Genomic DNA, 26,434 nt, shown 5'->3' on the forward strand with positions numbered 1-26,434 from the left:
TCGGCCACCGGGAAGGAACGACGTCGCGCGCCGGCGGTGGCGCCGAGTGGGCGAAACCGTCGTTCCTGCCGAAGGCCAAGACGTTGTCGCGGCCCGAGCCGAGACAGCGGTTCGGGCTGCGGTCCACAGCCCGGTAGGGCGCTCCCGCACGTCTGCGTGTTGTCGCGTTCACAGTCCGGTCTCCACGATCAGCGTCGGCACGATATCCAGCGGAAAGTCCCGCGCCACACGAAGGTTGTCGTTGTAGGCGATCTCATGGATGGCACGTGTGCGAATGTCGTTGACGTAGGCGCGATCCGGATCGACGTGGATCGCGGCGGTCTCGACCGGTCCGCCGACGAGGCCGAGACGTGCTGTCTCCGCTCCGGTTACCGGATCGAGGCCGTGCAGGACGCCATCACGGGTGAGGACCAACAGCGACGACCCCTCGCCCGCGGTGTTGACCGCCACCGCGTCGACGATCGGCGTCGAGGTCCAGGTCTTCGCCCTGATGTCGAGCGTCCACACCCCGGTGCGCCCAGCGAGCGCGGTCAGCGTGGTGCTTCCCGGCCGATGGGTGAAGGCGGTCGCGCGCTCGGCGGACGACGCCGGGTACGGAATCTTCTCGCTGACGAAACCGCCATCGCGCTGCGCGACGACGAGAGCGCCGTCGGCACAACCGAAGACGACCCCACGCCTGGTCACCGCCTGCCCGCGCGTCTCAGCGCACGTCACCGGCTGCGCTTCCCCCGCCGCGCCGTCGCGCCCGCGCACCTCCACCCGCCCCGCACGATCGACGACGATCAACCGCTCCGCGTACGGCACCGCCACACCATCGATCTGCCGCGGCTCCCCCACCGTCCCTTCGCCCAGCGCGGCCCGATCGAACAGCATCGTCTCGCCACCCTCCGAAACGACCGCCGTGACAACGGGATCACTGTGGGCCGTGATCGAGCCCGGCTGCGCCGCCGGGAAATCGGTCGACCCGACCATCCGAATCGGTGCGCTGTAGTAGTGCCGATGATCGCCGTGATCGACCGTCCACGCGCCACTGTCCACGATCGTCAGACGGCCGCCGACAGCGAGGAAGCCGAAGCGGCCGTCGCCGGCCAACCGCACGGCAGCGCCATCTGGACTCGGCGAATGCGCCTGCTGGGAAACAGTTTCCGATGCATCGAGAGTGGTCACCTGCTCGGTGAGCAGATCGACGACCCGCACCTCCCCCGTCCCCACATCCGTAACGATCAACCGCGTCTGCGGCTCGGCCATCTCCTCGGCCCCCGCGACGAAACCGTGCGGCGCCTCCTCGACCATCGGCGGCTCCCCCGACCCACACCCGACCAGCGACACGGTAGCGAGCGCGGCCACCGACGCGGCACCGAGCCGACGCGCGCCGAAGCGGTCGCGCAGCGCGGCGAGGATCGCCGACAGGAAGAACGCGCCGACCGCGACGGCGGCGATCGTCGCGCCCGCCGCGGTTTCCGCGTGCCACGAGACGAGCAGGCCGACGGCGGTCGACGCACCGCCGAGCAGCGCCGCGATCACCATCACGACCGGAATCCGGTCCGACCAGTACAGCGCCGCGGCCGGCGGCGCGATGAGCAGGCCGAACACCAGCAGCGTGCCGACGACGTGGAACGACGCGACGATGGCCAGCGTCACCAGTCCGATCAGCGCCACCTGGGCGAGCTTCGGCCGCAGCCCGAGCGTGTGGGCCTTGCGCGGATCGAAGGTCGAGGCGACGAACGCCCGATGCCCCAGCACCGTCACCACGAGCGCGACCACCAGCGCCACACCGAGATACCCCAGATCCCGCGACCGCACCGCGAGCACGTCACCGAACAAGAACCCGGTCAGGTCGACGGCGAACGACTGCGAACGCGACACGATGATCACCCCGGCCGCGAGCATGCCGACGAACAGCAGCCCGATCGCGGTATCGGGCGCGAACCGCTTGCTCCGGCCCAGCGCCGTCACCCCGAAAGCCATGGCGGCGCAACTGATCGCGGCACCGAGCAGCAGATTCCCGCCGAGCAGCGCCGCGACCGCGACGCCGGGCAGCATCCCGTGCGACATCGCGTCGCCGAGAAAGGCCATGCCGCGCACCACGACCCAGGTCCCGGCGAGGGCGCACACGCACGACACGAGCAGCCCACCCCACAGCGCGCGTTGCACGAAGGCCACCTCGAACGGGGCGAACAGCCAATCCATAGCGCGAGACGATATACTGAAAATGATTATCGTTTCAATTGAGGTGAGATGCAGCACACAGAGGACAGCGCGATCACGATCGAGCGCTTGACGGCGGGCTACGGCGCGACGCCGGTGCTCACCGAGGTGTCGGCGACGATTCCGCGCGGACGGGTGACGGCGATCGTCGGCCCCAACGGTTCGGGGAAATCGACCCTGCTCGGGGTCCTGGCGGGCACGGTGCCGATCCAGGCGGGCAGGATGACCCGCGACACCACCCGCCGACCGGCGATCGTGGTGCAGCACACGGCGATTCCACCGACCCTGCCGTTGACCGTGCGCGACACGGTGGCCATGGGACGATGGGCGCGGCGCGGACCGTGGCGCCGCCTCACCCGCGCGGACAAGGCGATCACGCACGCCTGCCTGGAGCGGATGGATCTCACCGCACTGGCGACGCGGCGGCTCGACACCCTCTCGGGTGGACAACGCCAGCGTGCCCTGCTCGCCCAGGCCCTGGCCCAGGAGTCCGATCTGCTGCTACTCGACGAACCGGCGACCGGCCTGGACGCGGACTCGCAGGCCGCGATCGCCCAGGTGCTGACCGAGGTCGGCGCGGCCGGGGTCACCGTCGTGCAGGCCACCCACGATCCGGCCGAGGCGGCCAGGGCCGATCATCTGCTGACGCTGGCCGAGGGGCGGATCGCCGCGGGTCGGCCCGGCGAGGTGGGTGCACGGTCGTAGAATCGCGGGGCATCCGCTCCACCCGCTCGCCGCGCAGCAGGAGGAATCATGGCCGCGACACCGATCTCCGTGGACGCCTATCTGGCCGATCAACCGGACGCCCAGCGCGCCGCGCTCCAGCGGATCCGCGAGACGATTCATCGCGTGCTGCCGGAGACGGGCGAGAAGATCAGTTACGCCATCCCGGCCGTCACCCTCGACGGCCGGGCGTTCATGTCCTTCGCCGGGTGGAAGGAACATGTGAGCGTGTACCCCGTCCCGGACGGGGACGAGGCGTTCGAACGTGCCGTCGCGCCCTACGTCGCGGGCCGTGGCACCCTGAAATTCCCGCTCGGAGAACCGATTCCGTACGACCTGATCGCGCAGGTCGCGGTCCGGCTCGCCGAGCGGGAACGCGCTCGCTGACTTACCAGTCGGCTTCGGTGAAGCGGATGATGCCGCGGATGTTCTTGCCGTCGAGCATGTCCTTGTAGCCCTGGTTGATCTCCTCCAGCGAGTAGCTGCGGGTGACCATGTCGTCCAGGTTGAGCTGGCCCGACTTGTAGAGCGACAGCAGGCGCGGCGCGTCCTGACGGGCGTTGCCGCCGCCGAAGATGCAGCCCTTCACCGTCTTCTGCAGCATGGACAGCAGGAAGCTGTTCATCTTGACGTCGCCGGCGTCCATGCGGCCCATCGAGGTGACGACCAGGGTGCCCGCCTTGCCGGTGAGGATCAGGCCCTCTTCGATGTAGTCGCCGTGCATCTCACCCATGGTGAGGATGACCTTCTCGGCCATCCGGCCCTCGGTGGCGTCGATCATCGGCATGATCGCGGCGGCCATGCTCTCGTAGGTGTGGGTGGCGCCGAACTTCTGCGCCTGCTCGCGCTTCCACGGGTTCGGGTCGATGGCGATGACCTTCGACGCGCCGGAGAGCACCGCGCCCTGCAGCGCGCTCATGCCGACGCCGCCGATGCCGGCGATCACCACGGTCTCGCCCGGCTTCACCTCGGCGACATGGGTCGAGGAGCCGAAGCCGGTCGGCACGCCACAGCCGACGAGGCACGCGACCTCGAACGGGATGGTCGGGTCGATCTTCACGACCGAGGTGTGGTGCACCGTCATGTACGGGGCGAAGGTGCCGAGCAGGCACATCGGGATGACGTTCTCGCCGCGCGCCTGGATGCGGTAGGTGCCGTCCGAGATCGCCTGGCCCATCAGCAGGCCAGCGCCCAGGTCGCACAGCGCCATGTTGCCCGCGACGCAGGCGGGACAGCGGCCGCAGGCCGGGATGAACGACAGGATGACGTGGTCGCCAACGGCCAGGTCACTGGGGCAGTTCGGGCCGAGCTTGGTGATCACACCAGCGCCCTCGTGGCCACCCATCACGGGGTAGCCCGGCATCGGCGTCGCGCCGGTGACGATGTGATGGTCGGAGTGGCACATGCCCGCCGTTTCCATCCGGATCTGCACTTCACCGGCGACGGGATCGCCGACCTCGATCTCCTCCACCGACCATTCCTGATCGATGCCCCACAGGATCGCGCCCTTCGTCTTCATGTCCGGTCGACCTCTCGCCAAGCTTGTGCCACGTTGTGATTGCACTCACCCTAACGAAGAATCGGCCAATTCTGAAACACGTTCTAGAAATTGTCCGAGAAAAATCTATCCGCGCACGTCATGGACATGATGGACGAGGTCGTGGAGGAAGTATCGGGACAGCGAGGTGACCGTGAACAGCGATCCGTCGCTGCGCGCGCCCCGCGCGCCGAGCCGATCCGCCGGCACCGCGGCGAAGGCGGCGGCGACCCGATCGGCGGCGGCCGCGAGTTCGGTCGCCACCACCGCCGGGTCCTGCCGGTCGTAGCGGTCGGCGACGGCGGTGGCGTCCTGGTCCCAGTTCTCGAAGCGCGGCGGCTCGACGCCGTCGTCGGCCAGCATCAGGGCCAGCCGGGCGTCGAAGATCCGGCACACGTCGCGCACGTGGGCGCCGTATTCGAGCACCGACCAGGTCGCGTCGTCCGGACGGACCCGCGCGTCGTCGCGCTCGAGCGCGGCGCCGATCCGCGCGGCGCTGTCGAGGGTCCGCTCGGGCACCGCCGCGTAGGCGGTCGCCTCGGCGTCGAATCCGCAGTCGGGACAGGCGCGTTCGAGGACCCAGGTCCAGTTCTTGGTGTCGGGAACGATCATGTCCCCAGCCTAGGATGTCCGAATCTTGCGATCCATCGATATTCCGCCAACCATCGGCGAGATCCGGGCATCACGCGGTCAGCTGACGGGCCTTCTCGAACAGTTCCAGGGTCACCGCGTGCAGGAAGTCACCGACCGGCTTGGGCGCCTTGCCCGCGAAGGCACGGGCGTGCGTGCCCTCGAGCACGATGCCGAGCTTGAAGCAGGCGAGCACCTCGTACCAGGTCACCGCGCTCAGATCGCGGTCGGAGAACCGGCCGTAATGCTCGATCATCTCCGCGGGCGTCGGCAGGCCGCCGACCGTGCCGAGGGTGCCCATCAGGCCGGCGCCGACGGTGCCGGGCACCGGCCGGGTGGCCAGCTGCCAGCCCAGGTCGAGCAGCGGATCGCCGATGGTCGACATCTCCCAGTCGACCATCGCGGCCACCTGCGGGCCGTCGTAGTCGAACATCATGTTGGCCAGGTGACAGTCGCCGTGCATGATGCCCGGTGTCCAGGTGGCGGGCCGGTTGCGCTCGAGCCAGTCACCGACCTGCTCGACCCCCGGAATCCGCGGACCGGGGTAGCCCTCGTTGGCGGTGTAGGAGTCGAGTTCGCGCAACCAGCGCGGGACCTGGCGTTCCAGGAAGCCCTCGGGCTTGCCGTAGTCGTCCAGGCCGAGCGACTGATAGTCGAGCGCGCCGAGCCGCGCGATCGCCTCGACCGCGGACAGGCCCATCTGCCTGCGGATCTCGGGATCGCTCGCGTGCAGCTCGGGTAGTTCGGTCTGCGGGTTGAAGCCGTGGATCGGCTCCATCAGATAGAAGACCGCACCGATCACGGTCTCGTCGTCGCAGGCGGCGATCACCCGGGGCGAGCGCACCTCGGTGCCGTCGAGCGCGCCGAGCAACCGCGATTCGCGGCGGATCACGTCGTTGCTCTTGGCGCGCAGATGCTTGGGTCCGCGCCGCAGCACGTACTCGCGATCACCACGGCGGAACCGCAACATGATGTTCTGCGTGCCACCACCGATCGCGCTGACCGGGCCGAGCTCGCCGACGGGCAAGCCACGCTCGTCCATCCATCGGCCGATCGCCGCGAAATCCGCGATCGCCGGGTCCACGTCGACCGGTTGCGAAACAGACATGGCGATCATTGTGCCCGAGGCGGGTCGTCCGTGGGCCCGGCGTAGGGTTTCTGCCACGATGCGGACGCTCTTGATCGACAACTACGACTCGTTCACCTACAACCTCTATCAGCTGATCAGCGAGGTCAACGGGAGCGAGCCGATCGTCGTGCGCAATGACGAGGCCGACGGGCTCGCGCTGGCCGATTTCGACAATGTGGTGATCTCGCCCGGCCCCGGCCGTCCCGATCGCGCGCGCGACATGGGGGTGTCGACGGCGGTGATCGCGGAGTCGACCCTGCCGCTGCTCGGTGTCTGCCTCGGGCACCAGGGCATCGTGATCGGCGCGGGCGGCACGGTGGGCCGGGCACCCGAGGCCCGGCACGGCTACCTCGATCGGGTCGCCCACGACGACCGGGATCTGTTCGCCGGGCTGCCGCAGGATTTCACCGTCGTCCGATACCACTCGCTGGCCGCGCGAGAGCCGCTGCCGCCGGTGCTCGAGGTGACCGCGTCGACGAGCGACGGTGTGATCATGGGGGTGCGGCATCGCGAACGGCCGCAGTGGGGTGTGCAGTTCCATCCCGAGTCGGTATCGAGCGAGTTCGGCGCGGCACTGCTGCGCAACTTCGCCGACCTCACCAAGGCGCGCACGCGAGACGGCGCGCCGATCATCGTGCGCGGACCACGCGAAGAGCCGCGCCGGACGGCACCGGAGCGGCGATTCCGGCTGCGGCACAGCGTGATCGAGCGGGCCATCGACACCGAGGCGATCTTCCTGCGCCGCTACGCCGCGTCGCCGACCGCGTTCTGGCTCGACAGCGAACACGTCGAGCCGGGGCTGGACCGGTTCTCCTTCCTCGGCGACGCGTCGGGCCCGCACGCGGAGATCGTCGGCTACCGGGTCGGCGAGGGAGCCGTCACGGTGACGGACGGCGAGGGCGTCCGGTCCGTCCCCGGCACCGTCCTGGACTATCTCGACCGCGAATTGCGGCACCGGCACTGCGACACTCCCGACCTGCCGTTCGATTTCGCGGGCGGGTATGTCGGCTATCTCGGCTACGAGGTGAAGGCCGACTGCGGCGCGAGCGCGGTCCACCGCTCCCCCACCCCGGACGCCCAGTGGATCTTCGCCGACCGGCTGATCGTCGTCGATCACGAAGCGGGCCACACGCATCTGCTCGCGCTGACCGAGCACGACCTCGCCGCGGCGGATCGCTGGCTGGCCGAGACCGCCGCGGCCCTGGCCGATCTGCCGACCTGGGTCAATCCGGCCGACCTGCCCGTGCCCGCCGATCCGGATGCCGTGCAGGCGCATCTGGTGCGCGGTCGCGACCGCTATCTGGCCGATATCGCGGTCTGCCAGGAGCGGCTGCACGCGGGCGAGTCCTACGAGATCTGTCTGACCGACGCCGTGGCGGTCGCCGCGACGCCGGACGACGGGCTCGCCTTCTACCGGCGGTTGCGCCGCTGCAATCCGGCGCCGTACGCGGCGTATCTGCGGTTCGACGGGCTCGATGTCGCCTGTTCGTCGCCGGAGCGATTCCTCAAGATCGACCGCGACCGGGTGGTGGAGAGCAAGCCGATCAAGGGCACCGCGCCGCGCGGGCGGACCGTCGCCGAAGACGAGCATCTGCGACTGTCGCTGGCCGACGATCCGAAGACCAGGGCCGAGAACCTGATGATCGTCGACCTGCTGCGCAATGATCTGGGCCGGGTCTGCGAGGTCGGCTCGGTGCACGTGCCGGAGCTGATGGCCACCGAGACCTATTCCACCCTGCACCAGCTGGTGTCGACGGTGCGCGGGACGCTACGGCCCGAGGCCGGGGTGATCGACTGCCTGCGGGCCTGTTTCCCGGGCGGCTCGATGACCGGCGCGCCGAAGCTGCGCACCATGGAGATCCTCGACGAGCTGGAAACGCAGGCGCGCGGGGTCTATTCGGGCACGATCGGCTTCCTCGGGCTCGGCGGTACCGCCGACCTGAACATCGTCATCCGCACGGCCGTCCGGTACGACGACGAGTGGCGGATCGGCGCGGGCGGCGCGATCGTCCTCGACTCCGACGCCGAGGACGAGTACGCGGAGATGGTGCTCAAGGCCGCCGCGACCTTCCGGGCCCTGCGCTAGCGGCGCTTGCCCTTGCCCTTGCCGGTGTCCGGTGGTGGCTCCTCGCCGGCGCGGCCGGTGATCCGGCCGAGCAACCCGACACCCGGCAGCTTCGCCAGCGCGCCGAAGAGGTCCTCACCCAGCGAGATCATCGCCTCGAGCCGGGGCAGCAGCCGGTCGTAGGTGGCGAAGACCGGGTCGGCCAGCGCCAGGGTGCGGTCGAGCCGGTCGATGGTGCTGTTGAGCCGGTCGACCGCGATCGACAGGTTCTCCACCAGATCCGGCAGCTGCGCGGCCAATTGCGCCGACGCCGGTGGCAGCCGCACCGCCGCGTCGAAGGCATAGCCCGCCGTCTGCTGCGCGGCATCGATGGCCTGCCCCGCCGCCGTCTGCGCGGCTCCCACCGCGGCCTGCGCCGCGGACAGCAGATCGGCCCCCGGCACCTTGCGCCCCTGCGGCTCCGGCGGGGGCTCCGCGGCGCGTCCCCGCTTCTTCGGGTTCGTCATGCCACCACTGTGCCGCACCGAACACCAAGACGCAGGGATGCCCCCACCGTGTCCTGGGACAACGGTGCCTGATCGAAGGGGCCGCGTTTCGAGGGCGCCAGCGCTCCATGAACACTGTCGGTGCGGCGTGGCATCATGCGAGGACCATGGAACTCCGTAAGGGCGCGCACGCGCCGGTCCCGACATCGCTTCTCGCCGTGGTTCTTTCATGGCGGTCGGCGCATGCCGTCGACGCGCACGCGCTGCTGGTCACCGAGTCGGGGCTGGTGCGTGGAGATCGGGATTTCGTGTTCTTCAACGCCCCCCGGCACGCCTCGCAGGCGGTGACGCTGGATCAGGAGCCCGCGCCCGGCACGGCGCGGTTGAGTGTGTCGCTGCCGCGGACCGAGGCGGAGGTGGCGCGCATCGTCGTCAGCGCCTCGCTCGACGAGGGCACCTTCGATCAGCTCACCGAGCTGACGCTCACCGTGCACGCCGCCGACGGGCCGGTGGCCACGTTCGCGCTGGACGCCATCGAGGACGTGCAGGCGATGATGTTCGGCGAGTTCTATCGGCGTGACGGGCAGTGGCGGTTCCGGGCGATCGGGCAGGGCTGGTCCGGTGGGCTGGCCGGGCTGGCCACCGAATTCGGCGTCACCGTGGACGAACCCGGCCGGGGGCAACCGGGCCGGGCCGCCGCGGATCGATCCGGAGTACCCGCGCGGCCCGCTCCGGCGATGTCCGCTCGCGTCGCCGATCGCGCGGAGGTCGCCCTCGGTCCGCACGGTGATGCCTCGGTCGCCGCCGGGTACGCGGACACCGCGACCGACGATCCGGTCGACCCCGCGCTCTCCGGACGCGCCCTGCCGCGCCCGCCCGCGCTCACCCGCCGCGTCATCGACGTCCCGCCACCACCGCCGCCGGATCCGGAACTCGCCGACTGGCATCCCGACCCGCAGGTCCCCGATCAGCTGCGCTGGTGGGACGGCGACGAGTGGACGACCAGCACCCGCACGCACGTGCGGGACAATCGCGCCCGCTGTCCCCGCTGCGACAACCCGCTGCGCCGCAAACTCTTCGGCGGGCACGGCCCGTGCCGGGCGTGCGCGGGCGAGATCGAGGAGTTCCTCACCCACTGGCGCACCCACGCCCGCCGGGTGCTCACCGGCCCCGGCACCCTGTCCGAGGACTGGATCGAGGTGTGGGCGGCCCTGCGCTACCAGCGCATCGACGAAGAACGCGGCCGCGCGGTGCTACGCGAGGCCGGACTGACCCAGGTGGAGCGGATGGTCGCGTTCGCCTTCGCCGACGGCGAGGTCTTCGCCGACGAGCTCGACGCGTTCGAGCACGTGGTCAGCGAGCTGGCCCTGTCGGGCCCGATGGTCGAGGACCTGCGGCGCCGGATGCACCGCGGCCGCACCCTGTCCCGGCTCCGCGCGGGCGAACTGCCCACCATCGATACCCCGGGCCTGCACCTGGATCCCGAGGAACGCGTGCACCTGGATCTGCCCGCCGTGCACATCAGGATGCTCGCGCGCGGCCCGCGCAATACCGAGGGCCGGTTGATCGGCAGCTCCAAGAAGCTGCGTTTCGTCGGCGACGGCACCGGCATCGAGCTGCCGTGGAACCGCGTCGTCTCGGTACATCCCGAGCACGGCACCGTGGTGCTCGCCGCCACCTCGGCGCGCGGCGGCGCCACCTTCGGCGTCACCGATCCCGACTACGTGGCCGCCGCGCTGGAAGGTGCGCTGCGCGTGGCGAAACGCCTGGTCCTGACGCCGGGCCAGCGGGACAGCCGCAGCATCCCGCAGGACGTGAAGGCCCAGGTGTGGCAACGCGACGGTGGTCGCTGCGTCGAGTGCGGCGACGGCCACTACCTGGAGTTCGATCACATCATCCCGCTGAGCCGCGGTGGTGCGACGAGCGCGGCGAACCTGCAGATCCTGTGCCGAGCCTGCAACCGCGCCAAGGGCGCTCGGATCTAGCCGAGAATCGCGTTCATGATGGTGCCACCGCTGGTGGCCACCACGCCGCCGATCATGGCGCCGGCGATCATCTTGGGCGACTCCATGGCGCTGCCGTTCCACTTCTCCCAGGCGAACTTTCCGCCCGCGACGGTGATCGCCAGCACACCCGACAAGATCATGAACCAGGTCAGGTACTGGACCATCTGCATGATCTTGTCCGACAGCGGCGGCGCCTCGGGCGTAGGGTTGCCGACCTGCGCGAACGTCGTGACAGTCTCGGCCATCGACGTCAGAATGATGCTCATAGCCTGCTCCCCTTTTCGCGTGATGCGAACTGCGTTCCAGCACTGCCGTATTCGAACGAGTCCAGGATACGGGCGCGCACCCCCGGCACACCAACAAAACCGATCGGTCCGCTCCGGGTGGGCGGCTGCGGCACCCGATTCGACCGGATAACATCAGCGACAGCAGTGCATCGCCGTTCCCCCGAGTACCGAGTGAGAGCAAACATGATTCTGGCCGCCGTCACCGATACCCTGGCGCAGATCGGCAATCCGACTCCCGAAGCACCCCCGATGTCGGACAAGATCTTGCAGCTGGTGCGTTACTTCACCTGGTTCATCCTGCTGTCGGGCGTCATCGCCATCACCTACGCGGGCGGCAGGTTCGCCTGGGAGAAGTGGACCGGCGGCGGACTCGAGTCGCCGAAGATGATCGCGGGCGCGATGATCGGCGGCGCGGTCGCCACCAGCGCGGGCACGATCATGAACGCCATGCTCTGATCCCCGTCCGCTCGGCGCGGTCCGGACAACTCCGGGCCACCTCGACCGGCAAGGCATCGCGACCCGAGTGCTCTTGTTCGGCAAGAGAACTCGGGTCGTCTGGCGTGCGGGGTCTCGAGTGTCGGCCCATGGCAGCAACCTCCTTACGTGTGGTGGGGCGGGTCGGCTAGGTGTACAGGCGGTCCAGGAAGGCGAACAGGTTCTCGCGGACCCGCTGCGCCTTCTCCTCCGGCGTCAGGTCCTCGCGATATCGGCTGCCCAGCGCCGGCCGCTTCTTGTTGCGGGCATACAGCGAGCAGGCCAGGTCGGTGCAGAGATAGCTGCCGACCGTGTTGCCGCGCCGACCAGACTCACCGGCCTTGTTCGCGGTCATCAGCGAGACGCCGCCGCCGGTGTGGGTGGTCAGGCAGAACGCGCACATCTGCGTCTTGCCCGAGCCACCGGTCTCGTGCCGCAGGGCGACGCTCACCAGTTCGCCGTCGCGCGGGACCGCGAGATAGCAGCGGCCCGGGTACGACGGATCGGTCCAGCCGAGGAAGTCGAGATCGTCCCAGGGACGGTCGTCGAGGTCGCGCGGCACGGACAGCCGTTTGGCGTCGCCCTTCGAGCAGTTGACGAACGACGACCTGATGTCGCGTTCGGTGACGGGTTCCATCGGAATGTCCTTTCGGTGTGGTGGTCACAAACGGTAGACAGGCTAACGATGCCGCTCGTGGTCGACAACCGATTTTCCGCCCCCGACCTGGGCACCGGAACCGCCGCTATTCCGCGCGAACCGGCCCGGAGGTAGATTCGAGAGGCGGCGGATTCGATCGGTCACCGCCGCCATTACGGCACACAGCTGCCGTCGACAGGACACCGGCGATCTTTCCGGATGTCCATGAAAATACGCCCACACTCAGCCGTGGCACCGACACTGCGAGGGACGATTTCGATGACACCCGATGAACTCATGGAAGAGGCATGCAGGCTGGCCAAGGAGTCGGTCGACAACAATTGGGGCGGACCGTTCGGCGCCGTCATCGCGAAGGACGGCGAGATCATCGCACGAGGTCAGAACCGGGTGCTGCTCACCGGCGACGTCACCGCGCACGCCGAGATCGAGACCATCCGGAAGGCGGCCCAGGTCCTCAACGGGGAAGCGCCGTCCATTTCCCGGGAACACCAGAACGAATCGACCCTGACATTGGTCCCGCGCCCGGAGGGATCCGCCGACAAGCTGCCCGAACGCGCGAAAATGTTGATGGGAATGGAGATCTACATCAGCGGCGCGCCCTGCCCCATGTGCATGAGCGCCATTTATTGGGCGCGCCTCGACGCCGTGCATTTCGCGAGCGACCTGGCCGACACCAGCGAGATCGGATTCGACGACGCGTTCCAATACGAGGACTTCACGCGGCCGCTGTCCGAGCGGCGGGTGCGCATCGAACAGTTCCGCCGCGATCTGGGCGCCGTCGCGTACAAGGCGTGGGCCGAGAAGCCCGACAAGCACCCGTACTGACATGCCGGCCGCGAAGGCCGTGCCGCCCGCCGCGGCGACGGTGATCATCACCCAGCGGTTGCGCGCGGGCCGCGAGGCCGAGTTCCGGCGGTGGCAGGCGGCGGTCAACGACGCCGCGGCCGGTTTCCCCGGGTTCCTCGGCGCCGATGTCACCCCGCCGGGCGACACCGGGGCTGAGTGGTCGGTGCTGTACCGGTTCGACGGCATCGACCATCTGAAACGCTGGCTGGACAGCGAGACGCGGCGGGACCTGCTCGCGCGCGGAACCGGGTTCTTCGAGCGGCCGTCGACCCAGCACGTCCTGGTCGACGAGCCGGACGGCGAGGTGGCGACCGTCGTCGTCTCGCATCCCGTGCCCGCCGACCGCGAGGCGGAATTCGTCGCCTGGCAGGCCCGCGTGACCGAAGCCGAGCGGACCTTCCGCGGCTTCCGCGGGTCCGCGTTGCACCGGCCGATTCCCGGCGTGCAGGACGAGTGGACGATCGTCTATTCCTACGCCTCGGTCGAGGATCTCAACGGCTGGCTGGAGTCCCCCGAGCGCAAGGCGCTGCTGGCCGAGGCCCCTGACTTCCGCGACTTCGAGGTCCATCGCATCGCCAACCCCTACGGGTCGTGGTTTCCGCCGACCACCGGGCCCGACGACGGTCCCGCCTCGTGGAAGACGGCCCTGTCGGTGCTGGTCGGCCTGTATCCGACGGTGGTGATCCTCACCCTGGCGATCGATGAGCTCTGGCCGAGCGCCCAGCTGTGGCTGAGTCTGCTGATCGGCAACATCCTGTCGGTCAGTCTGCTGACCTGGGTGGTGATGCCGATCGTCACCCGCGCGCTGGGTTTCTGGATGCGCCCCGGCCCCGACCGCGACCCGCGCACCGACGTGCTCGGCCTGGTCTGCTCGATCGGTTTCCTGACCCTGGCCGCGCTGTTCTTCTATCTGGTGACGAGGGTGTTCTGGACCCTGCCGTGAGTGCGGTCCGGCGCTACCGGTCGAGGAGCGCCGCGACGGCGCGTTCGGCGCTCTGGACGGCGCTTTCCATCGTCGCCGACCAGTCGGTGCGGGTCCAGTCCCCGGCCAGCATGAGGTTCGGGACCGAGGTGCGCTGGTCGGGGCGCAGGTTGTCGGTGCCGAGGACCTGGGAGAAGGTCGCTTTGGGCATCTTCACCACGTGGCCGGTCACGACCTTCGCGTCGGCGGCTTCCGGGTAGTAGCGGCGGATGAGGTCGATCTGCTCGGCGACGATCTGCTCGTTGCTCTTGTGGATCTGCTCGTAGGCGCCGCTGGTGGTCAGGCAGTACAGCCAGGTGCCGTCGGGGGTGCGGCCGTGCATGCGCTGCCGGTCGAAGACCTGATCGATCACCCCGGTGCCGCCGATCAGCGCCTCCATGGCCGACGCGGTCTTCAGCGGCCGGTCGAGATACAGGTTCGTGCTCACGATCGGGGTGACGTTCAGTTTGTCGGCGGCGGCGTAGATTTCGGCATGCTCGGGCAGGTCGTCGAGGAGGCCGCCGATATTGGAGTTCGGGACCGCGCAGATCACGGCGTCGGCCTCGAGCACCGTGCCGTCGGCCAGCTGCACACCGGTCGCCCTGCCCTCGGTGACGACGATCTTGCGGGCCACCGCCCGGTACCGCACGTCCACGCCGTGGCGTTCGAAGATCCGCTCGGCTCCAGCGATGTAGAGGGTGTCCAGGTCCACGGTGGGGTAGCCGATCGTGACGGCCGCCCGGTCCCGCATGCCGATCCGGACCCCGGTGGCAAGCACGTCGGCGAACACCTTCGCCGACTCCCGGTCCACCGGTTCCGCCGCGATCCCGAGCGCGAGCCAATCCCACAGGGCTTCCCTGGCTTTCGCCGGCATGCCGACACGCTGGAACCACTGCGCGGTGGTGAGGTCGGCGAGGTCGCGAGGCTGCCACAGCGCCTGCCGGACCAGCGTCAGCGCGGAGCGCAGCGCACGCAACCGCTCCAGCGGGCCCGCGTCCGGGTGCGCGCCCATCAGCGTACGCACCGCGCCGAAACCCTTGGTGTACAACATGACCGCGCGCCCGCCCGGCCAGCGCAGGCTCCCGGCACCGGGGAACTCCACGTACTGCCGGGTGCCGACGCTGTCCAGATACCGCCACAGGCTGTGATACCCGCTGGCCACCACGTGCTGGCCGTTGTCCGCGAGGTCGTCCACCTCGGCGACGCGCATCGCCTGCGTGCGACCGCCCAGCCGAGCCCGCCGCTCCAGCAATGTCACCTGTTTCCCGGCCTCCGCCAGCCACACCGCGGCGGCCAACCCGGCCAGACCACCCCCGATGACGACGAACCGGCGCGAATCGCGTGCACCCTCCATTGAGACAATGTAATTCAATTGCTCTCTTTATATCGCCAGAACTGAGGTGAAGAGACGACTGCGCGGATCGTCATTGTGGTTGTCACCCGCTGACCGAGACATCCCGCCGGTAGCGCGGACACCGGGCCCACGCGCCACGAGAATGCGGTGATGACGCGAGGACCTCTGCGGGTGGATCTCCAGCTGGACGGCCGCCCGGACAACGCCGCGGCCCGCGCGGCGCAGCTGGTCGCCTGTGGCGCCGACGGCTTGTTCACCTTCGAAGGCCCGCACGATGTCTTCCTGCCGTTGACACTGGCCGCCGGCACCGCCCCGGTCGACCTGATGACCAATGTCGCCATCGCGCTGCCGCGCAGTCCCCTGCACCTGGCCCACGCCGCCTACGATCTACAGCTGCTCAGCCACGGCCGGTTCCGGCTCGGGCTCGGTTCGCAGATCCGTCCGCATATCGAGAAGCGCTACGGCGGAACGTGGTCGCGGCCCGCCGCCCACATGCGCGAGACCGTCCTGGCGGTCAAGGCGATCCTCTCCGCCTGGCAACATCGCACGCCGCTGCGATTCGAAGGGGAATTCACCCGGCACACCCTGATGGCGCCCACCTTCGATCCCGGTCCCAATCCCTATGGGATGCCCGAAGTCTGCCTCGGCGCCCTCGGTCCGATCATGACCAGGGTCGCCGCCGAAGTCGCCGACGGTCTCCTGATCATGCCCTTCAACAGCGCCCGTCATCTGGCCGAACGCACCTGGCCCGCGATCGAGGACGGGCTCGACCGCGCCGGGCGGCAACGCGCCGACCTGGCGGTGTATCCACAGGTGATCGTCGCGATGGGCCGGACCGCCGCCGAGCTGGACGCGGCCTCGGTGGGCGCACGCCGCCTGCTCGCCTTCTACGGATCGACGCCCGCCTATCGCCCGGTGCTCGAGGTGGAGGGCTGGTCCGACCTCCAGCCCGAGCTCAACGCGTTGTCCAAGCGCGGCGCGATCGCGGCCATGACCGATCTGGTCGACGACCGGATGCTCGGCACGCTCGCCGTCCACGGCACACCGGAGCAGTGCGCCGCCGCCATCCGGGCGCGCTTCGGCGGCTTCGCCGACCGGATCTGCTGCTATTTCCCGGGTTACGCCGTCGCCGACGCCCATATCCGCGACCTGATCGCCGCCCTGCGGAACGGCGCGTAGGCTCCGCGGCGACCAGGGCGACTATCCGCTCAGCGCTTGGCGGGCAGCATCACCGCGACCATCGTCACCGGCTTGTCGGTCCGGTTGCTCCAGGCGTGCTTGATCCCGCGATTGATCACGGTGTCGCCCGCGCGCAGCAGGGTCTCGCCGGTCTCGTAGATCGCGTAGATCTCGCCGTCGATGATGGTGGCGATGTCGACGGTCTCGGTGGCGTGCAGACCGACGATCGCGTCGTCCTCGGCCTTGGCATCCTCGCCGTGCAGGTTGCCGATCGACTCCGCGTACACCGCCGGATCGATCTCGGCATCCGGCGGGAAGGTCGCCAGCCGAACCACCACGCCCGCCGCGGGCGGATCCAGTTCGACGTCGGCGGCCAGGGTGTCACCATCGGCCATGGCCGCGGGCAGCGCGTCGACCCGCCAGACGTCGTTCACCGTGAACGCGGGCAGCGCGACCCGCGTCGCGGTGTTCTCGTCGACCGCGATGGTCGACTTGCCGTCCGCGTCGAGCCCCGCGATCACGCGCCGCGCGACCTTGGCCAGATGCTCACCACTCATGACATCACCCTTCGATCCGGTGCCGACCACTCGACCCTCATCTCATAGATAATATATTCAATATCACACTAGATGATCGCGCAAGCACTTGCGAAGAACCGGGTCGTTGGCCCGCCATGTGGCGGGCGATCGGTCGGGAACAACTGGTCGTCGGCGGGTTCTGGCGGGGGATCGATCGCGGAGATAGTTGTCCGCAGACCGAGGCTGGAGGAATCGTTGGGTATCTACGCTGTCACCGGATCAGCGTCCGGAATGGGCAAGGCGGCCGCGGACCGGCTGCGTGCCGCCGGGCACACCGTCATCGGAGTGGACATCAGGGACACGGACACGATCGCCGACTTGTCGACCGCGCAGGGTCGTCGCGACGCCATCGAGCAGGTCTCGGCCGCCGCGGGCGGGAGACTCGACGGGGCGGTCTTGGCTGCGGGAGTGGGCCCGGGACCCGGGCGTGAGAGCGTGATCCCGCGGGTCAACTACCTCGGCGTGGTCGAGCTCCTGCAAGCCTGGCGACCGGCGCTGGCCGCGTCCGGCAACGCCAAGGTGGTGGTTTTCTCCAGTGCCGGTACCACCACCACCCCGCTGGTGCCGCGCCGGACGGTGAAGGCGGTGCGCGCCGGTGACCTGGACAAAGCGGTGCGCAGTGTCCGGCTGCTGGGTCGCCGCGCCGCGCCGCCGGTGATCTACGCGGCGACGAAGATCGCGCTCAGCTGGTGGGTGCGGGAGCAGGCGGTCGGGCCGGAATGGGCAGGCGCGGGTATCCGGCTCAATGCGATCGCCCCCGGCGGGATCCATACCCCGATGCTCGAGCGGCAGCTGGCGAGCCCCGAGGAGGCGAAGCTGCTCGCGGCGTTTCCGGTACCGATCGGAGGCTTCGGCGACGCCGCGCACATCGGCGACTGGGTCGTGTTCATGCTCTCCGACGCCGCCGACTTCCTCGTCGGCAGTGTCGTCTTCGTCGATGGTGGCTCCGACGCCTACTTCCGGCCCGAAGCCTGGCCCAACATGGTGCCGCTGCGCGGTCTTCCGCGGTACATCCACCGCATCCGCGAGTTCGCCCGCTGATATCCGCGGGCCGCTACCGGAGGATGCCCGCGGTGCGGGCGGCGCGGAGCCAGTCGGGGAATTCGCCGAGGAGGCGGCGGTAGAGTTCGGCGTCGTCGACGCGGTCGATGTCGTCGATGGCGAAGAAGCCCGCGTTGTCGACCACGCGGCCGTCGAGTTCGTCGAGGGTGCGCAGGACGCCGAAGTTGGCCTTGCCGAGGCCGATGAACTGCCAGAAGGCGGGCAGGGCCGCGGCTTCGCGCATGAGAGCGGCGATTTCGCGTTTCTTGGCGAAGCCGCCGTCGGTGAAGAACAGGACCAGGGTGGGGGCGGCGCCCGCGGTGAGGGTGTCGATGACGGCGCGCATCACCGGGAGTTCGTCGTTGCGGCCGCCGATGCTGTCGTAGTCGATGCCGTCGTGGGTGCCGGTCAGGTGGAGGTAGGTCTGGGCCCACTGCTCGCCGCCCGCGACGGTGATGTCGGGCAGTTTGGCGAAGGTCAGCGCGTAGAGGTAGGCCTCGAGGGTGCCGTCGTCGTCGAGCTGGGTGGCGACGGGGATCATCCGTTCCACCACGCGGTGCACGGTGCCGCCGCGATACAGCTTCTGCATGCTGCCGGTCTTGTCGATCACCAGCACGACCCGCGCCCTGGTGCCGAACGCGCTCTTGTCGAGGAGGACCTTCGCGACCTCGCGCTTGCGCAAGTCCAGCTTCTCGCGCTTCTCGAACGACAGGGCCGCTTCGCCGGGGACGGTCCGCACCTCGGGCTGGGTCGCCACCGCGGGCTCGTCGTCGACGCTCACCCCGTGATCGGTGACCAGATCGGCGAACCCGCCGGCATACCCCTGCCCGACGGCCCGCACCTTCCACTGCTCACCCCGCCGGTACAGTTCGAGCGCGATCACCACCGACTCCCGGTCGAGCCCGTCGATCACGTACTCGTACAACGGATTCCCCGCGGCGTCGGCCACCGCGGCCACCGGTGCGACGGCACCGCCGAACGTCGTCCCTTCGGCCGCGACGGTGATCACCGCGCGAATCTGCTCGATGTCGGCGGGCACGGCCGCGAACGTCACCGCGAGCGCCGTCCCGTCGAGCCGAACACCTGGCGCCTCGGGCTGGTTGAAGAACACGAAATCGGCGTCGGAGCGCACTTTCCCGGCCCCGGTCACCAGCAGCGCCGACAGATCGGCCGGCACACCGCCCCGCACGGTCAGCACCACCTCCGGCTGCGCCAACCCCGCGTTCTGCCCCTTCACCAGCTCAGCAGCCACTGTCACTCCTCCATCGGCCGTCCTGCCCACACCCTAAGCGCCGCGACGCAGGCGGGCAGCGCGATCCCGCGACCAGATGCCGCTGTCAGCAGCGTTCGTACCGGCGCGCGAAATCTGTCGACTCGGGCGAGACCTCCCGCTCGGATCCGGGACAGCCGCCCACCAGCACACCGAAACCGAGATCGGGACCATCGCGCCGGACGATCTGGTAGTCGACCACGGCACCGAGCCGGGCGAGGTGTGGAAGATGCCATTCGGCGAGCTGCCGCGTCTGTTCGGCGCTGAATTTCTCCGTATCGGGCGGGAACACCATGACTTTCATGGCGCGTCCCGCGGTGTCGGGCGGGTCGATGACCGATATCTCGACGATCGCTCGGGTGGGTGGATCGGTCAGCAGCCGCTCCCACAGATCGAGTTCACTGTCGGAGGGGAAGCGGCGGGGGCGGCTCCCGTAACCCAGACTGGGCTCCAGTGACGAATGCCCGCTGGTCGACCACTTCGCATGATCCGAGGACACCGCCCAAAAGTTTGCTGCCAGTTCGGGAAATCCGGCGATGATCCGGCGCATCGCCGCCGTCGCGCGGTGGGGTTCGGTCGCCGAGCCGGCGCTGACTTCGATGGTGCTGGACCAGCGGATCTTCGCACCGGTCCGGGCCGCCGACAGCCGGGACCAATCGGATACCGCGTTCGCTTCCACGTCCACGTTCCGCCCGAACAGCCAACTTCCGTAGTAGGAGTCCGACCCACGGTCGATATCGAGCAGGGTCGATTCGCCGTGATACTGCGGCGGGAGTTGCTGGGCGGCCATGGTCCGGACGACAGCCGCCGCCTCGGCCGGGGCGGCCTCGTCGTCGAGCCGCACATCGAGCTTGGAGGTGTAGTACGAGTTGTGGCCGTACGGGTGGTAGTCGAACGAGTGTGCCGCGTCGGCCACTCCGGGAAGGTCCTCGACCGCCGACTCGATCGCCCGCGACCAGCGGTCGCGCTCGGCTTGATCCGGCCCCTGCGGAAACAGGGAGCATCCGGTCAGCAGGATCGCCGCCAGCGCCGACACGAGGGCGAGCACAGTGAAACGCACGACATTCATCCTGCCAGCGGCCGGCACGGGTGTCGGGTCGAGCACCGATGACCTTGGGCGCGTACTAGATCCAGCCCTTCTCCCTGGCCTTGAGGGCGGCCTCGTAGCGGTTGGAGACGCCGAGTTTGCTCATCGCCGAGGACAGGTAGTTGCGGGTGGTGCCCGGGGACAGGTGGGCGCGGCGGGCGATGTCGTCGACGGAGGCGCCGTCGGCGGCGAATTCGAGGACGTCGGCCTCGCGCGCGGTGAGGACGGTGTCGCCCGCGCTGATGGCCTCGGCCGCCAGCTCCGGGTCGACATAGCGGCCACCCCGGTGGACGGTGCGGATCACCTCGGCCAGGGTCGCCGCCGAGGTCGTCTTGGGCAGGAAGCCGCGCACCCCGGCGGCGAGCGCGCGTTTGAGATAGCCGGGCCTGCCGTGGCTGGTGACGATCAGCGTGCCCGCGCCCGGGGTGATCCGCTGCAGCTCGACGGCGGTATCGATGCCGTCGATCCCCGGCATCTGCAGGTCGATGACGGCCACCGCCATCGGCTCGTCCGTGTCGGCGCGACGCCGCCACAGGTCGACGAGTTCGGTGCCCGACCCCACGTGCGCGACGACCGTCAGATCGGCCTCGAGCCCGAGCATCGTCGCGAGCGCGGCTCGGATGAGCGTCTCGTCGTCGGCGAGGTAGATCGGAATCACATCGTCTCCCAGTGGATTTCGAGGGTGAACTCGTCGGCGATCGCGTCGACGTCGAGAGTCGCGCCGACGGCGGTGAGCCGCTCGGCCAGGCCGCGCAGCCCGGAGCGCGCGCCGATCGCGGCATGCGGGCGGTCGTTGCGCAGCGACATCCCGGCGCCGCCGAGTGCCAGCGTCGCGGTGGTCGCGGCGGAGTGCTCGACGATATTGGTCGTCCCCTCGCGCACCACCCAGGCCGCCACCTCGTGGAATCGCGGCGGCACGGCGGCCGCGTCGCCTTCGACGACGAGCTCGCAGCCGACCGCCGAGAGCAGCGACCTGGCCCCGGCGACTTCGCCCCGCAGGTCGATATCGCGGTAGCCACGGACCAGCGCGCGCATGGCACCCATCGACTCGACGGCGAGCATCCGCACCGCCTCCATCTCCGACTCCGCGTCGACGTGCTGACCCGACCGGGACAGTGCCACGGCCAGTTCACTTTTCACCGCGATCGCGGAGAATCCCCGCCCGACGACATCGTGCAGATCGCGCGCGAAGCGCAAGCGTTCCTCGGCGACCTGCAACTCGGCTTCGACGAGTTTCGCGCGGTCGAGTTCGTCGATGATGCCCAGTCCCCACACGGTGAGCAGCGTGACCCCGACGGCGAAGAAGCCGGTGCCGAGGAACACCGCCGCGGCCTGCGGCGCGGCTCCCTGCGGGAGCCCGAAGACCAGCGCCGTGGCCAGGGCGAGTCCGATCAGCAGCCACCACCTGTGCCGGACGAACGGCACGATGGCGAACATCGCGAACATCGTCGCGAATCCGCCGGCCGCCCGCGCGGTGTCGACGATCCGCTCGTCGATGGCCAGCAGGGACACCACCGCGCCGATCCCCCACAGCCCGGCCAGCGTGGCCGTGGCCACCGGCAGCAGCCACGGCCGCGCCACGACTCCGCGCCTGGTGGCGAGATCGGGCTGCGCTTCCACCGCCGCGACGGCCGCGATCCCGCCGAGGACGATCACCGGGATCGACAGGCGCGAGGAGGCGGACAGGGCCATCGCGGCCACCACGGTGACGATGGCCGCCTGGAGGGTGAGCCGCGAGTACAACCGGAACTTCGCCGCGCTCGACAGCTCGTGCCACCAGGCGGTCCAGCGCCTCATCCCCGATCGTCCCAGCGGAAGCTCTTGCGGGTCAGCGCGAGTGCCAGGACCGTCCATATCGCCAGTGTCGCAAACGCGGGGCCCGACGCGGTGACGGTCCCGACCGGGCTCAGCACCGGATCGGTCGCCGCGGCCGTGGCCGTCTTGCCGGACGCACCGAGGAACACCAGGTCGGAGACGGCGGCGAACGGCGTCCAGTCGGCGAGCACGGCCAGCCGGTCGGGCAGGACGGTGCGGATCGAGGCGAGCCCGAGCATGGCCAGCAGCATCACCGGCAGCGAGGTGATCTGGGCGGCCTCGGCGTTCTTGGTGACCGCGCTGGTCGCCAGCGCGAGTAGCGCGAACACACCGATCCCGCCGATGAGGGCTGCAATCATCAATACCGGATTGACCGGTGCGGGCGCTCCGCTGCCGTAGACGACGGCGGTGACAGCGACCGCGCACGCCAAGGTCACCAGGACGCCCGGAACCGCCGGCGCGGCCTGGATCTGCCAGTCGGCGGCCTCGCCGGTGCGCAACCGTTTGAGCACGCCCTCGCTGCGGCGGGTCGTCACCATCGACAGCACCGAGTAGTACTGCACGAACACCAATGCCATGAGCGCGAGCATCTCCACGGCCGCCGCGGCCATGGCGGCCGTCGGCGCGGTGTCCTTGCGGGCGATGAAGTAGGTGGCCAGCGGAATCCCGACCGGGAACAGCGTCGCCAGGTAGACGAGAGTCTTGTTGCGCCGGAACTGCAGCCACTCGGCCGCGGCGAGGGCGGCGAGCGGACGGCGGCGGGGCGCGGTGGCGGTGGTCATCGTCGGGCTCCGATCAGTTCGGTGGCGGGCGCGGGGGCGTCGTGGTCGCCCGCGATATCGAGGAAGACCGATTCGAGGGAGGCGGCGCGGGCGTCGAGCCCGGCCAGCCGGACGCCGGCCTCGCGCGCCCAGTCGAGCAGGGCGAACAGGTGTCCCTGCAGGTCGTCGGTGCTGATGGTGACGCGCTCGCGCGCCTCGATCCGCGCGCCGCGCAGGGGCGGCACCGGCAGTCCGGGATGGTCGAAGACGATCCGCGACGGATGACCGTCGACGATCTCGCGCAGGGTCCCGTGCCGCGCCACCGCGCCCTTGTCCATGATCACGATGCGGTCGGCGAGCGACTCGGCCTCGTCGAGGTAATGCGTGGTGAGCACCATCGTCACCCCGGCCGCCTTCAGGTCGGCGAGTAATCGCCAGGTCGCGCGGCGGCTTTCGGGGTCGAGACCGGTCGTCGGCTCGTCCAGGAACAGCAGGCGCGGCTGACCGAGCAGCGCACAGGCCAGGTCGACACGGCGTTGCTCACCGCCCGAGAGCGAGCCGACCCGCACCGTCGCGCGGTCGGCCAGGCCGACCTGGGCGAGCACGGTGTCGACGGTGGTCGGCGTGCTGCACGTCCCGCGCCACATCGCCAGTGTCTCGGCGACGGTGAGCTCGGCGGGCAGTCCCCCGGACTGCAGCATGATCCCGACCCGCGGACGCACCTGATCGCGATGCCGGATCGGGTCGAGGCCGAACACCTCGACCCGGCCCGCCGACGGCGCGGCCAGCCCCTCCAGCATGTCCAGCGTCGAGGTCTTGCCCGCGCCGTTGGTCCCCAGCAGCGCGAACACCTCCCCCTCGACGACGTCCAGATCCACCCCTGCGACGGCTTCGAAGGCCCCCGCACCGCGACCATAGGTGCGGCGCAGCCCACGCGCGGCGATGACGATGTCGTTCATCGTGTGCCCCTTTCTCACACCTTCCACGGTCGTCGACGCGGGCTCTGCCCAGTAGTAAGCGCGATCACCGATCAGCGATGAATCCCGCACGGGCAGCCGATGACAAAAGTCATGCGGGCTCGGCGACCGACGAATTCCGCAGCAGCGCAATCCCGTACACCGCGAACCAGATCGTCCACAGCAGCCAGCCGGACAGGCCGACCAGCCCGAGCGGCCCCTTTTCGTCGATGACCACCGGCGCGAGGGTCGCCGCCGTGAATTGCAGTGCGGCGGCCAGGAATCCGAGCACCGCGTGCCAGCGCGGAACGAGCCCGGCGAGTCGTCCGGCCAGCGTCAGGCCGACGAGCGCCAGGGCCAGAAAGGTGCCGTTGAGCGCGAGCAGCGCATCGTGAAACACCCACAGCGCCCCGGTCTCGGGTGCGAGACCCAGGGCGTAGCGGATCGCGACGATCACCGTGAAAGTGGCGTTCTGCAACAGCAATCCGGCGAAGCCGACGAGCGACCACCCGGTGCCCGCCGCGCGTTCGGCCCGCCGCACCGCCGTCAGCACACCGGCGCCGAACACCACCGCGCAGAACCACGCCAGCGGTGTCGGCGCCATGGCCGCGGAGGTCAGCGGCGGCGCAGGGCGGGGTCGAGGAGCGACGGTGGGGCGTCGTTCTTCTCGGCGGGGGCGAGGTCGGTGCCGGGGGCGACGATGGCATCGATGGCGTCGAGGACATCGGCGGACAGGCGGGTGTCGGCGGCCGCGAGTTGCGCGTGCAGGTGCGCCGGGGTGCGCGGGCCGATGATGGCGCTGGTGACGCCGGGGTGGGCGGTGACGAAACCGAGGGCGAGCTGGATCATGGTCAGCCCGGCCTGGTCGGCGACCTCGGCCAGCTGTTCGACGGCGGCCAGCTTGGCCCGATTGGCCGGGACCGTGGTGTCGAAGCGGTGGGGCATGAACGCCGAACGGCTGGTGGCGATCTCACGATCGGCGCGAATGGCGCCCGAGAGCCAGCCCGAGGCGAGCGGACTCCAGGCCAGCACGCCGAGCCCGTACTCCTGGGTGACCGGCAGGACGTGGGTCTCGATGCCGCGCTGCAGGATCGAATAGCTCGGCTGCTCGGTGACGTAGCGGCCCAGGTGGTGTTCCCGCGCCGCCCACTGCGCCTGCACCACGCGGTAGGCGGGAAACGTCGACGAGCCGAAGTAGCGGATCTTGCCCGCCTGCCGCAGGTCGGTCAGCGCCGACAGCGTCTCCTCGTCGCTCACGCTCGGGTCCCACCGGTGGATCTGAAAGAGGTCGACGTGATCGACCCCGAGTCGGCGCAGGCTGTCGTCGAGCGCGGTGACCAGCCAGCGACGCGAACCGCCGCGATGGTTGCGCTCCTCCCCCATCGGCAGGCTCGCCTTGGTGGCCAGCAGGAGATCGTCGCGACGCCCCGCGACGGCCTTGCCGACCAGTTCCTCCGACTCGCCACGGCCGTAGACATCGGCGGTGTCGACGAGGTTGACCCCACCCTCGACGGCGGCGTCGATCATGGCGGTGACCTCGTCCTGGGTGGACCTGCCCAGCGCGCCGAAGTTCATCGCGCCGAGCACGAGACTGCTGACCTGGACACCGGTGCGACCGAGGCTGCGGTACTGCATGGGTTGCTCCTCCGTGAGCTGTGCGACTTGGTTCAGGGCGCCGGATCTGACATCCTGAACAAACGGAACAGCGTTCCGCTAATCAACATACGGAACATGGTTCCGTTTGCCAACCCTCGGAGGTGACAGCACGGTGGCCGACCACGACAGCGCACCCGCGGCGCCGCGTCAGCGCGCCGATGCCCGGCGCAATCAGCAGACCCTGCTCGACGCGGCGGCGGCGGCTTTCGTCGCCGCGGGCGTCGACGTCCCGGTCCGCGAGATCGCCGCCGCGGCGGGCGTCGGCGTCGGCACGATCTATCGCCACTTCCCCACCCGCGCCGACCTGATCGTCGCCGTCTACCGGCACCAGGTCGACGCCTGCGCCGCGGCGGGCCCCACCCTGCTCGCGACCGACGACTCACCGCACGCCGCGCTCGCCGCGTGGATCGAGCTGTTCGTCGACTTCCTCGTCACCAAACACGGTCTCGCCGAGGCACTCCAGTCCGACGACACCGCCTTCGACACCCTGCACACCTACTTCCTCGACCGGCTGCTCCCCGTCTGCGCCGAGCTGCTCGACGCCGCCGCGGCGGCGGGCGAGATCGGTCCCGGCACCGATCCCTACGAATTCCTGCGCGCCGTCGGCAATCTCTGCATCGGCGCGGGGAACAACCCCCGCTACCAGCCGCGCCGCGTGGTCGCCCTGCTCGTCCGGGGGTTGCGGACCTAGGAATCCGTGATCACCGAGCGAATCATCCTGCGGTGGA

At 69.7% G+C, this 26,434-nt stretch carries 27 protein-coding genes; 10 read left to right on the forward strand and 17 right to left on the reverse strand.

The features are described from left to right. Window positions 1-168: 168 nt before the first annotated feature. A complete protein-coding gene (gene aztB, locus ACFYWJ_RS28730) occupies window positions 169-2,247 on the reverse strand; it encodes a zinc ABC transporter permease AztB (protein ID WP_355278996.1) in 2,079 nt (692 codons plus the stop codon). Between aztB and aztA the strand changes: the two genes are divergently transcribed. After that, the gene (aztA, locus tag ACFYWJ_RS28735) at window positions 2,239-2,913 is read left to right on the forward strand and encodes a zinc ABC transporter ATP-binding protein AztA (RefSeq protein WP_355278993.1); all 675 of its coding nucleotides are present in this window, start codon (window positions 2,239-2,241) and stop codon (window positions 2,911-2,913) included. The two genes, aztB and aztA, sit on opposite strands and share 9 nt — an antisense overlap. Before the next feature lie 48 nt (window positions 2,914-2,961). Then, a complete protein-coding gene (locus ACFYWJ_RS28740; protein WP_355278991.1) occupies window positions 2,962-3,318 on the forward strand; it encodes a DUF1801 domain-containing protein in 357 nt (118 codons plus the stop codon). 1 nt (window position 3,319) lies between these two features. Here ACFYWJ_RS28740 and ACFYWJ_RS28745 read toward each other — a convergent pair whose 3' ends face one another. The 3 genes from ACFYWJ_RS28745 to ACFYWJ_RS28755 all read right to left on the reverse strand — a co-directional run bounded on the left by ACFYWJ_RS28745 (window position 3,320) and on the right by ACFYWJ_RS28755 (window position 6,215). Next, window positions 3,320-4,450: an NDMA-dependent alcohol dehydrogenase gene (locus ACFYWJ_RS28745; protein ID WP_355278989.1), complete on the reverse strand. Its 1,131-nt coding sequence runs from the start codon at window positions 4,448-4,450 to the stop codon at window positions 3,320-3,322. Between the two features lie 105 nt (window positions 4,451-4,555). Continuing rightward, entirely contained in the window at window positions 4,556-5,080 is a 525-nt protein-coding gene (locus tag ACFYWJ_RS28750; protein ID WP_355278986.1) for a DinB family protein, read from the reverse strand. A gap of 70 nt (window positions 5,081-5,150) precedes the next feature. Continuing rightward, complete coding sequence (locus ACFYWJ_RS28755; RefSeq protein WP_387163120.1) at window positions 5,151-6,215, reverse strand: phosphotransferase family protein; 1,065 nt, start codon at window positions 6,213-6,215, stop codon at window positions 5,151-5,153. Between the two features lie 49 nt (window positions 6,216-6,264). Here ACFYWJ_RS28755 and pabB point away from each other — a divergent pair, with 49 nt between their 5' ends. After that, window positions 6,265-8,313 carry an aminodeoxychorismate synthase component I gene (gene pabB / locus ACFYWJ_RS28760; RefSeq protein ID WP_355278983.1) on the forward strand — a complete coding sequence of 683 codons (2,049 nt, stop codon included), beginning with the start codon at window positions 6,265-6,267 and terminating at the stop codon, window positions 8,311-8,313. Here pabB and ACFYWJ_RS28765 read toward each other — a convergent pair. Further along, a complete protein-coding gene (locus tag ACFYWJ_RS28765; RefSeq protein WP_355278981.1) occupies window positions 8,310-8,798 on the reverse strand; it encodes a hypothetical protein in 489 nt (162 codons plus the stop codon). The two genes, pabB and ACFYWJ_RS28765, sit on opposite strands and share 4 nt — an antisense overlap. A 146-nt stretch (window positions 8,799-8,944) precedes the next feature. Between ACFYWJ_RS28765 and ACFYWJ_RS28770 the strand changes: the two genes are divergently transcribed. Then, window positions 8,945-10,762: a TerD family protein gene (locus ACFYWJ_RS28770; protein ID WP_355278978.1), complete on the forward strand. Its 1,818-nt coding sequence runs from the start codon at window positions 8,945-8,947 to the stop codon at window positions 10,760-10,762. Here the strand turns inward: ACFYWJ_RS28770 and ACFYWJ_RS28775 are convergent. After that, complete coding sequence (locus ACFYWJ_RS28775; RefSeq protein WP_110040221.1) at window positions 10,759-11,049, reverse strand: hypothetical protein; 291 nt, start codon at window positions 11,047-11,049, stop codon at window positions 10,759-10,761. The two genes, ACFYWJ_RS28770 and ACFYWJ_RS28775, sit on opposite strands and share 4 nt — an antisense overlap. Before the next feature lie 204 nt (window positions 11,050-11,253). Between ACFYWJ_RS28775 and ACFYWJ_RS28780 the strand changes: the two genes are divergently transcribed. After that, on the forward strand, window positions 11,254-11,526 hold the full coding sequence (locus tag ACFYWJ_RS28780; RefSeq protein ID WP_019045974.1) for a hypothetical protein: 273 nt from the start codon (window positions 11,254-11,256) through the stop codon (window positions 11,524-11,526). Between the two features lie 166 nt (window positions 11,527-11,692). On the opposite strand, the gene ACFYWJ_RS28785 is transcribed toward ACFYWJ_RS28780, so the two are convergent. Then, on the reverse strand, window positions 11,693-12,181 hold the full coding sequence (locus tag ACFYWJ_RS28785) for an FBP domain-containing protein (RefSeq protein ID WP_355278975.1): 489 nt from the start codon (window positions 12,179-12,181) through the stop codon (window positions 11,693-11,695). A gap of 279 nt (window positions 12,182-12,460) precedes the next feature. On the opposite strand from ACFYWJ_RS28785, the gene ACFYWJ_RS28790 reads away from it, so the two are divergent. Both ACFYWJ_RS28790 and ACFYWJ_RS28795 read left to right on the forward strand, forming a co-directional pair. Further along, complete coding sequence (locus tag ACFYWJ_RS28790) at window positions 12,461-13,027, forward strand: nucleoside deaminase (RefSeq protein WP_355278973.1); 567 nt, start codon at window positions 12,461-12,463, stop codon at window positions 13,025-13,027. A 1-nt stretch (window position 13,028) separates the two neighbouring features. Next, window positions 13,029-13,991 (forward strand): antibiotic biosynthesis monooxygenase, encoded by a 963-nt coding sequence (locus tag ACFYWJ_RS28795; protein WP_355278970.1) that lies wholly within the window; start codon window positions 13,029-13,031, stop codon window positions 13,989-13,991. A 13-nt stretch (window positions 13,992-14,004) separates the two neighbouring features. Here the strand turns inward: ACFYWJ_RS28795 and hpnE are convergent, their stop codons facing one another. Then, on the reverse strand, window positions 14,005-15,363 hold the full coding sequence (gene hpnE, locus ACFYWJ_RS28800) for a hydroxysqualene dehydroxylase HpnE (protein ID WP_355278967.1): 1,359 nt from the start codon (window positions 15,361-15,363) through the stop codon (window positions 14,005-14,007). 165 nt (window positions 15,364-15,528) lie between these two features. On the opposite strand from hpnE, the gene ACFYWJ_RS28805 reads away from it, so the two are divergent. After that, the gene (locus ACFYWJ_RS28805) at window positions 15,529-16,542 is read left to right on the forward strand and encodes a TIGR03617 family F420-dependent LLM class oxidoreductase (protein WP_355279269.1); all 1,014 of its coding nucleotides are present in this window, start codon (window positions 15,529-15,531) and stop codon (window positions 16,540-16,542) included. A 29-nt stretch (window positions 16,543-16,571) separates the two neighbouring features. On the opposite strand, the gene ACFYWJ_RS28810 is transcribed toward ACFYWJ_RS28805, so the two are convergent. Next, window positions 16,572-17,099, reverse strand: coding sequence for a cupin domain-containing protein (locus ACFYWJ_RS28810; protein WP_355278964.1), 528 nt, complete (start codon window positions 17,097-17,099; stop codon window positions 16,572-16,574). Window positions 17,100-17,315: 216 nt separating this feature from the next. Between ACFYWJ_RS28810 and ACFYWJ_RS28815 the strand changes: the two genes are divergently transcribed. Continuing rightward, window positions 17,316-18,161, forward strand: coding sequence for an SDR family oxidoreductase (locus ACFYWJ_RS28815; RefSeq protein WP_355278962.1), 846 nt, complete (start codon window positions 17,316-17,318; stop codon window positions 18,159-18,161). Window positions 18,162-18,174: 13 nt separating this feature from the next. Here ACFYWJ_RS28815 and ACFYWJ_RS28820 read toward each other — a convergent pair whose 3' ends face one another. The 8 genes from ACFYWJ_RS28820 to ACFYWJ_RS28855 form a co-directional block, all read right to left on the reverse strand. After that, window positions 18,175-19,413, reverse strand: coding sequence for a VWA domain-containing protein (locus ACFYWJ_RS28820; protein ID WP_355278960.1), 1,239 nt, complete (start codon window positions 19,411-19,413; stop codon window positions 18,175-18,177). Window positions 19,414-19,498: 85 nt separating this feature from the next. Next, window positions 19,499-20,491 (reverse strand): hypothetical protein, encoded by a 993-nt coding sequence (locus tag ACFYWJ_RS28825; RefSeq protein WP_355278957.1) that lies wholly within the window; start codon window positions 20,489-20,491, stop codon window positions 19,499-19,501. A gap of 64 nt (window positions 20,492-20,555) precedes the next feature. Beyond that, window positions 20,556-21,176 (reverse strand): response regulator transcription factor, encoded by a 621-nt coding sequence (locus ACFYWJ_RS28830; protein ID WP_355278954.1) that lies wholly within the window; start codon window positions 21,174-21,176, stop codon window positions 20,556-20,558. Beyond that, complete coding sequence (locus ACFYWJ_RS28835) at window positions 21,173-22,315, reverse strand: histidine kinase (protein WP_355278952.1); 1,143 nt, start codon at window positions 22,313-22,315, stop codon at window positions 21,173-21,175. The genes ACFYWJ_RS28830 and ACFYWJ_RS28835 overlap by 4 nt, the downstream gene beginning before the upstream one ends. Further along, entirely contained in the window at window positions 22,312-23,115 is an 804-nt protein-coding gene (locus ACFYWJ_RS28840; RefSeq protein ID WP_355278949.1) for an ABC transporter permease, read from the reverse strand. The genes ACFYWJ_RS28835 and ACFYWJ_RS28840 overlap by 4 nt, the downstream gene beginning before the upstream one ends. Continuing rightward, a complete protein-coding gene (locus ACFYWJ_RS28845; RefSeq protein ID WP_355278946.1) occupies window positions 23,112-24,053 on the reverse strand; it encodes an ABC transporter ATP-binding protein in 942 nt (313 codons plus the stop codon). The genes ACFYWJ_RS28840 and ACFYWJ_RS28845 overlap by 4 nt, the downstream gene beginning before the upstream one ends. A 109-nt stretch (window positions 24,054-24,162) precedes the next feature. After that, window positions 24,163-24,654 carry a hypothetical protein gene (locus ACFYWJ_RS28850; protein WP_355278944.1) on the reverse strand — a complete coding sequence of 164 codons (492 nt, stop codon included), beginning with the start codon at window positions 24,652-24,654 and terminating at the stop codon, window positions 24,163-24,165. Window positions 24,655-24,665: 11 nt separating this feature from the next. Further along, window positions 24,666-25,685, reverse strand: coding sequence for an aldo/keto reductase (locus tag ACFYWJ_RS28855; protein ID WP_355278941.1), 1,020 nt, complete (start codon window positions 25,683-25,685; stop codon window positions 24,666-24,668). A gap of 133 nt (window positions 25,686-25,818) precedes the next feature. On the opposite strand from ACFYWJ_RS28855, the gene ACFYWJ_RS28860 reads away from it, so the two are divergent. Beyond that, window positions 25,819-26,397 carry a TetR/AcrR family transcriptional regulator gene (locus tag ACFYWJ_RS28860; protein ID WP_355278939.1) on the forward strand — a complete coding sequence of 193 codons (579 nt, stop codon included), beginning with the start codon at window positions 25,819-25,821 and terminating at the stop codon, window positions 26,395-26,397. The last annotated feature ends 37 nt before the right edge of the window (window positions 26,398-26,434 follow it).

It is taken from the genome of Nocardia sp. NPDC003269 (genome assembly GCF_042888005.1).
In the GTDB taxonomy this organism is placed as follows: Bacteria; Actinomycetota; Actinomycetes; order Mycobacteriales; family Mycobacteriaceae; genus Nocardia.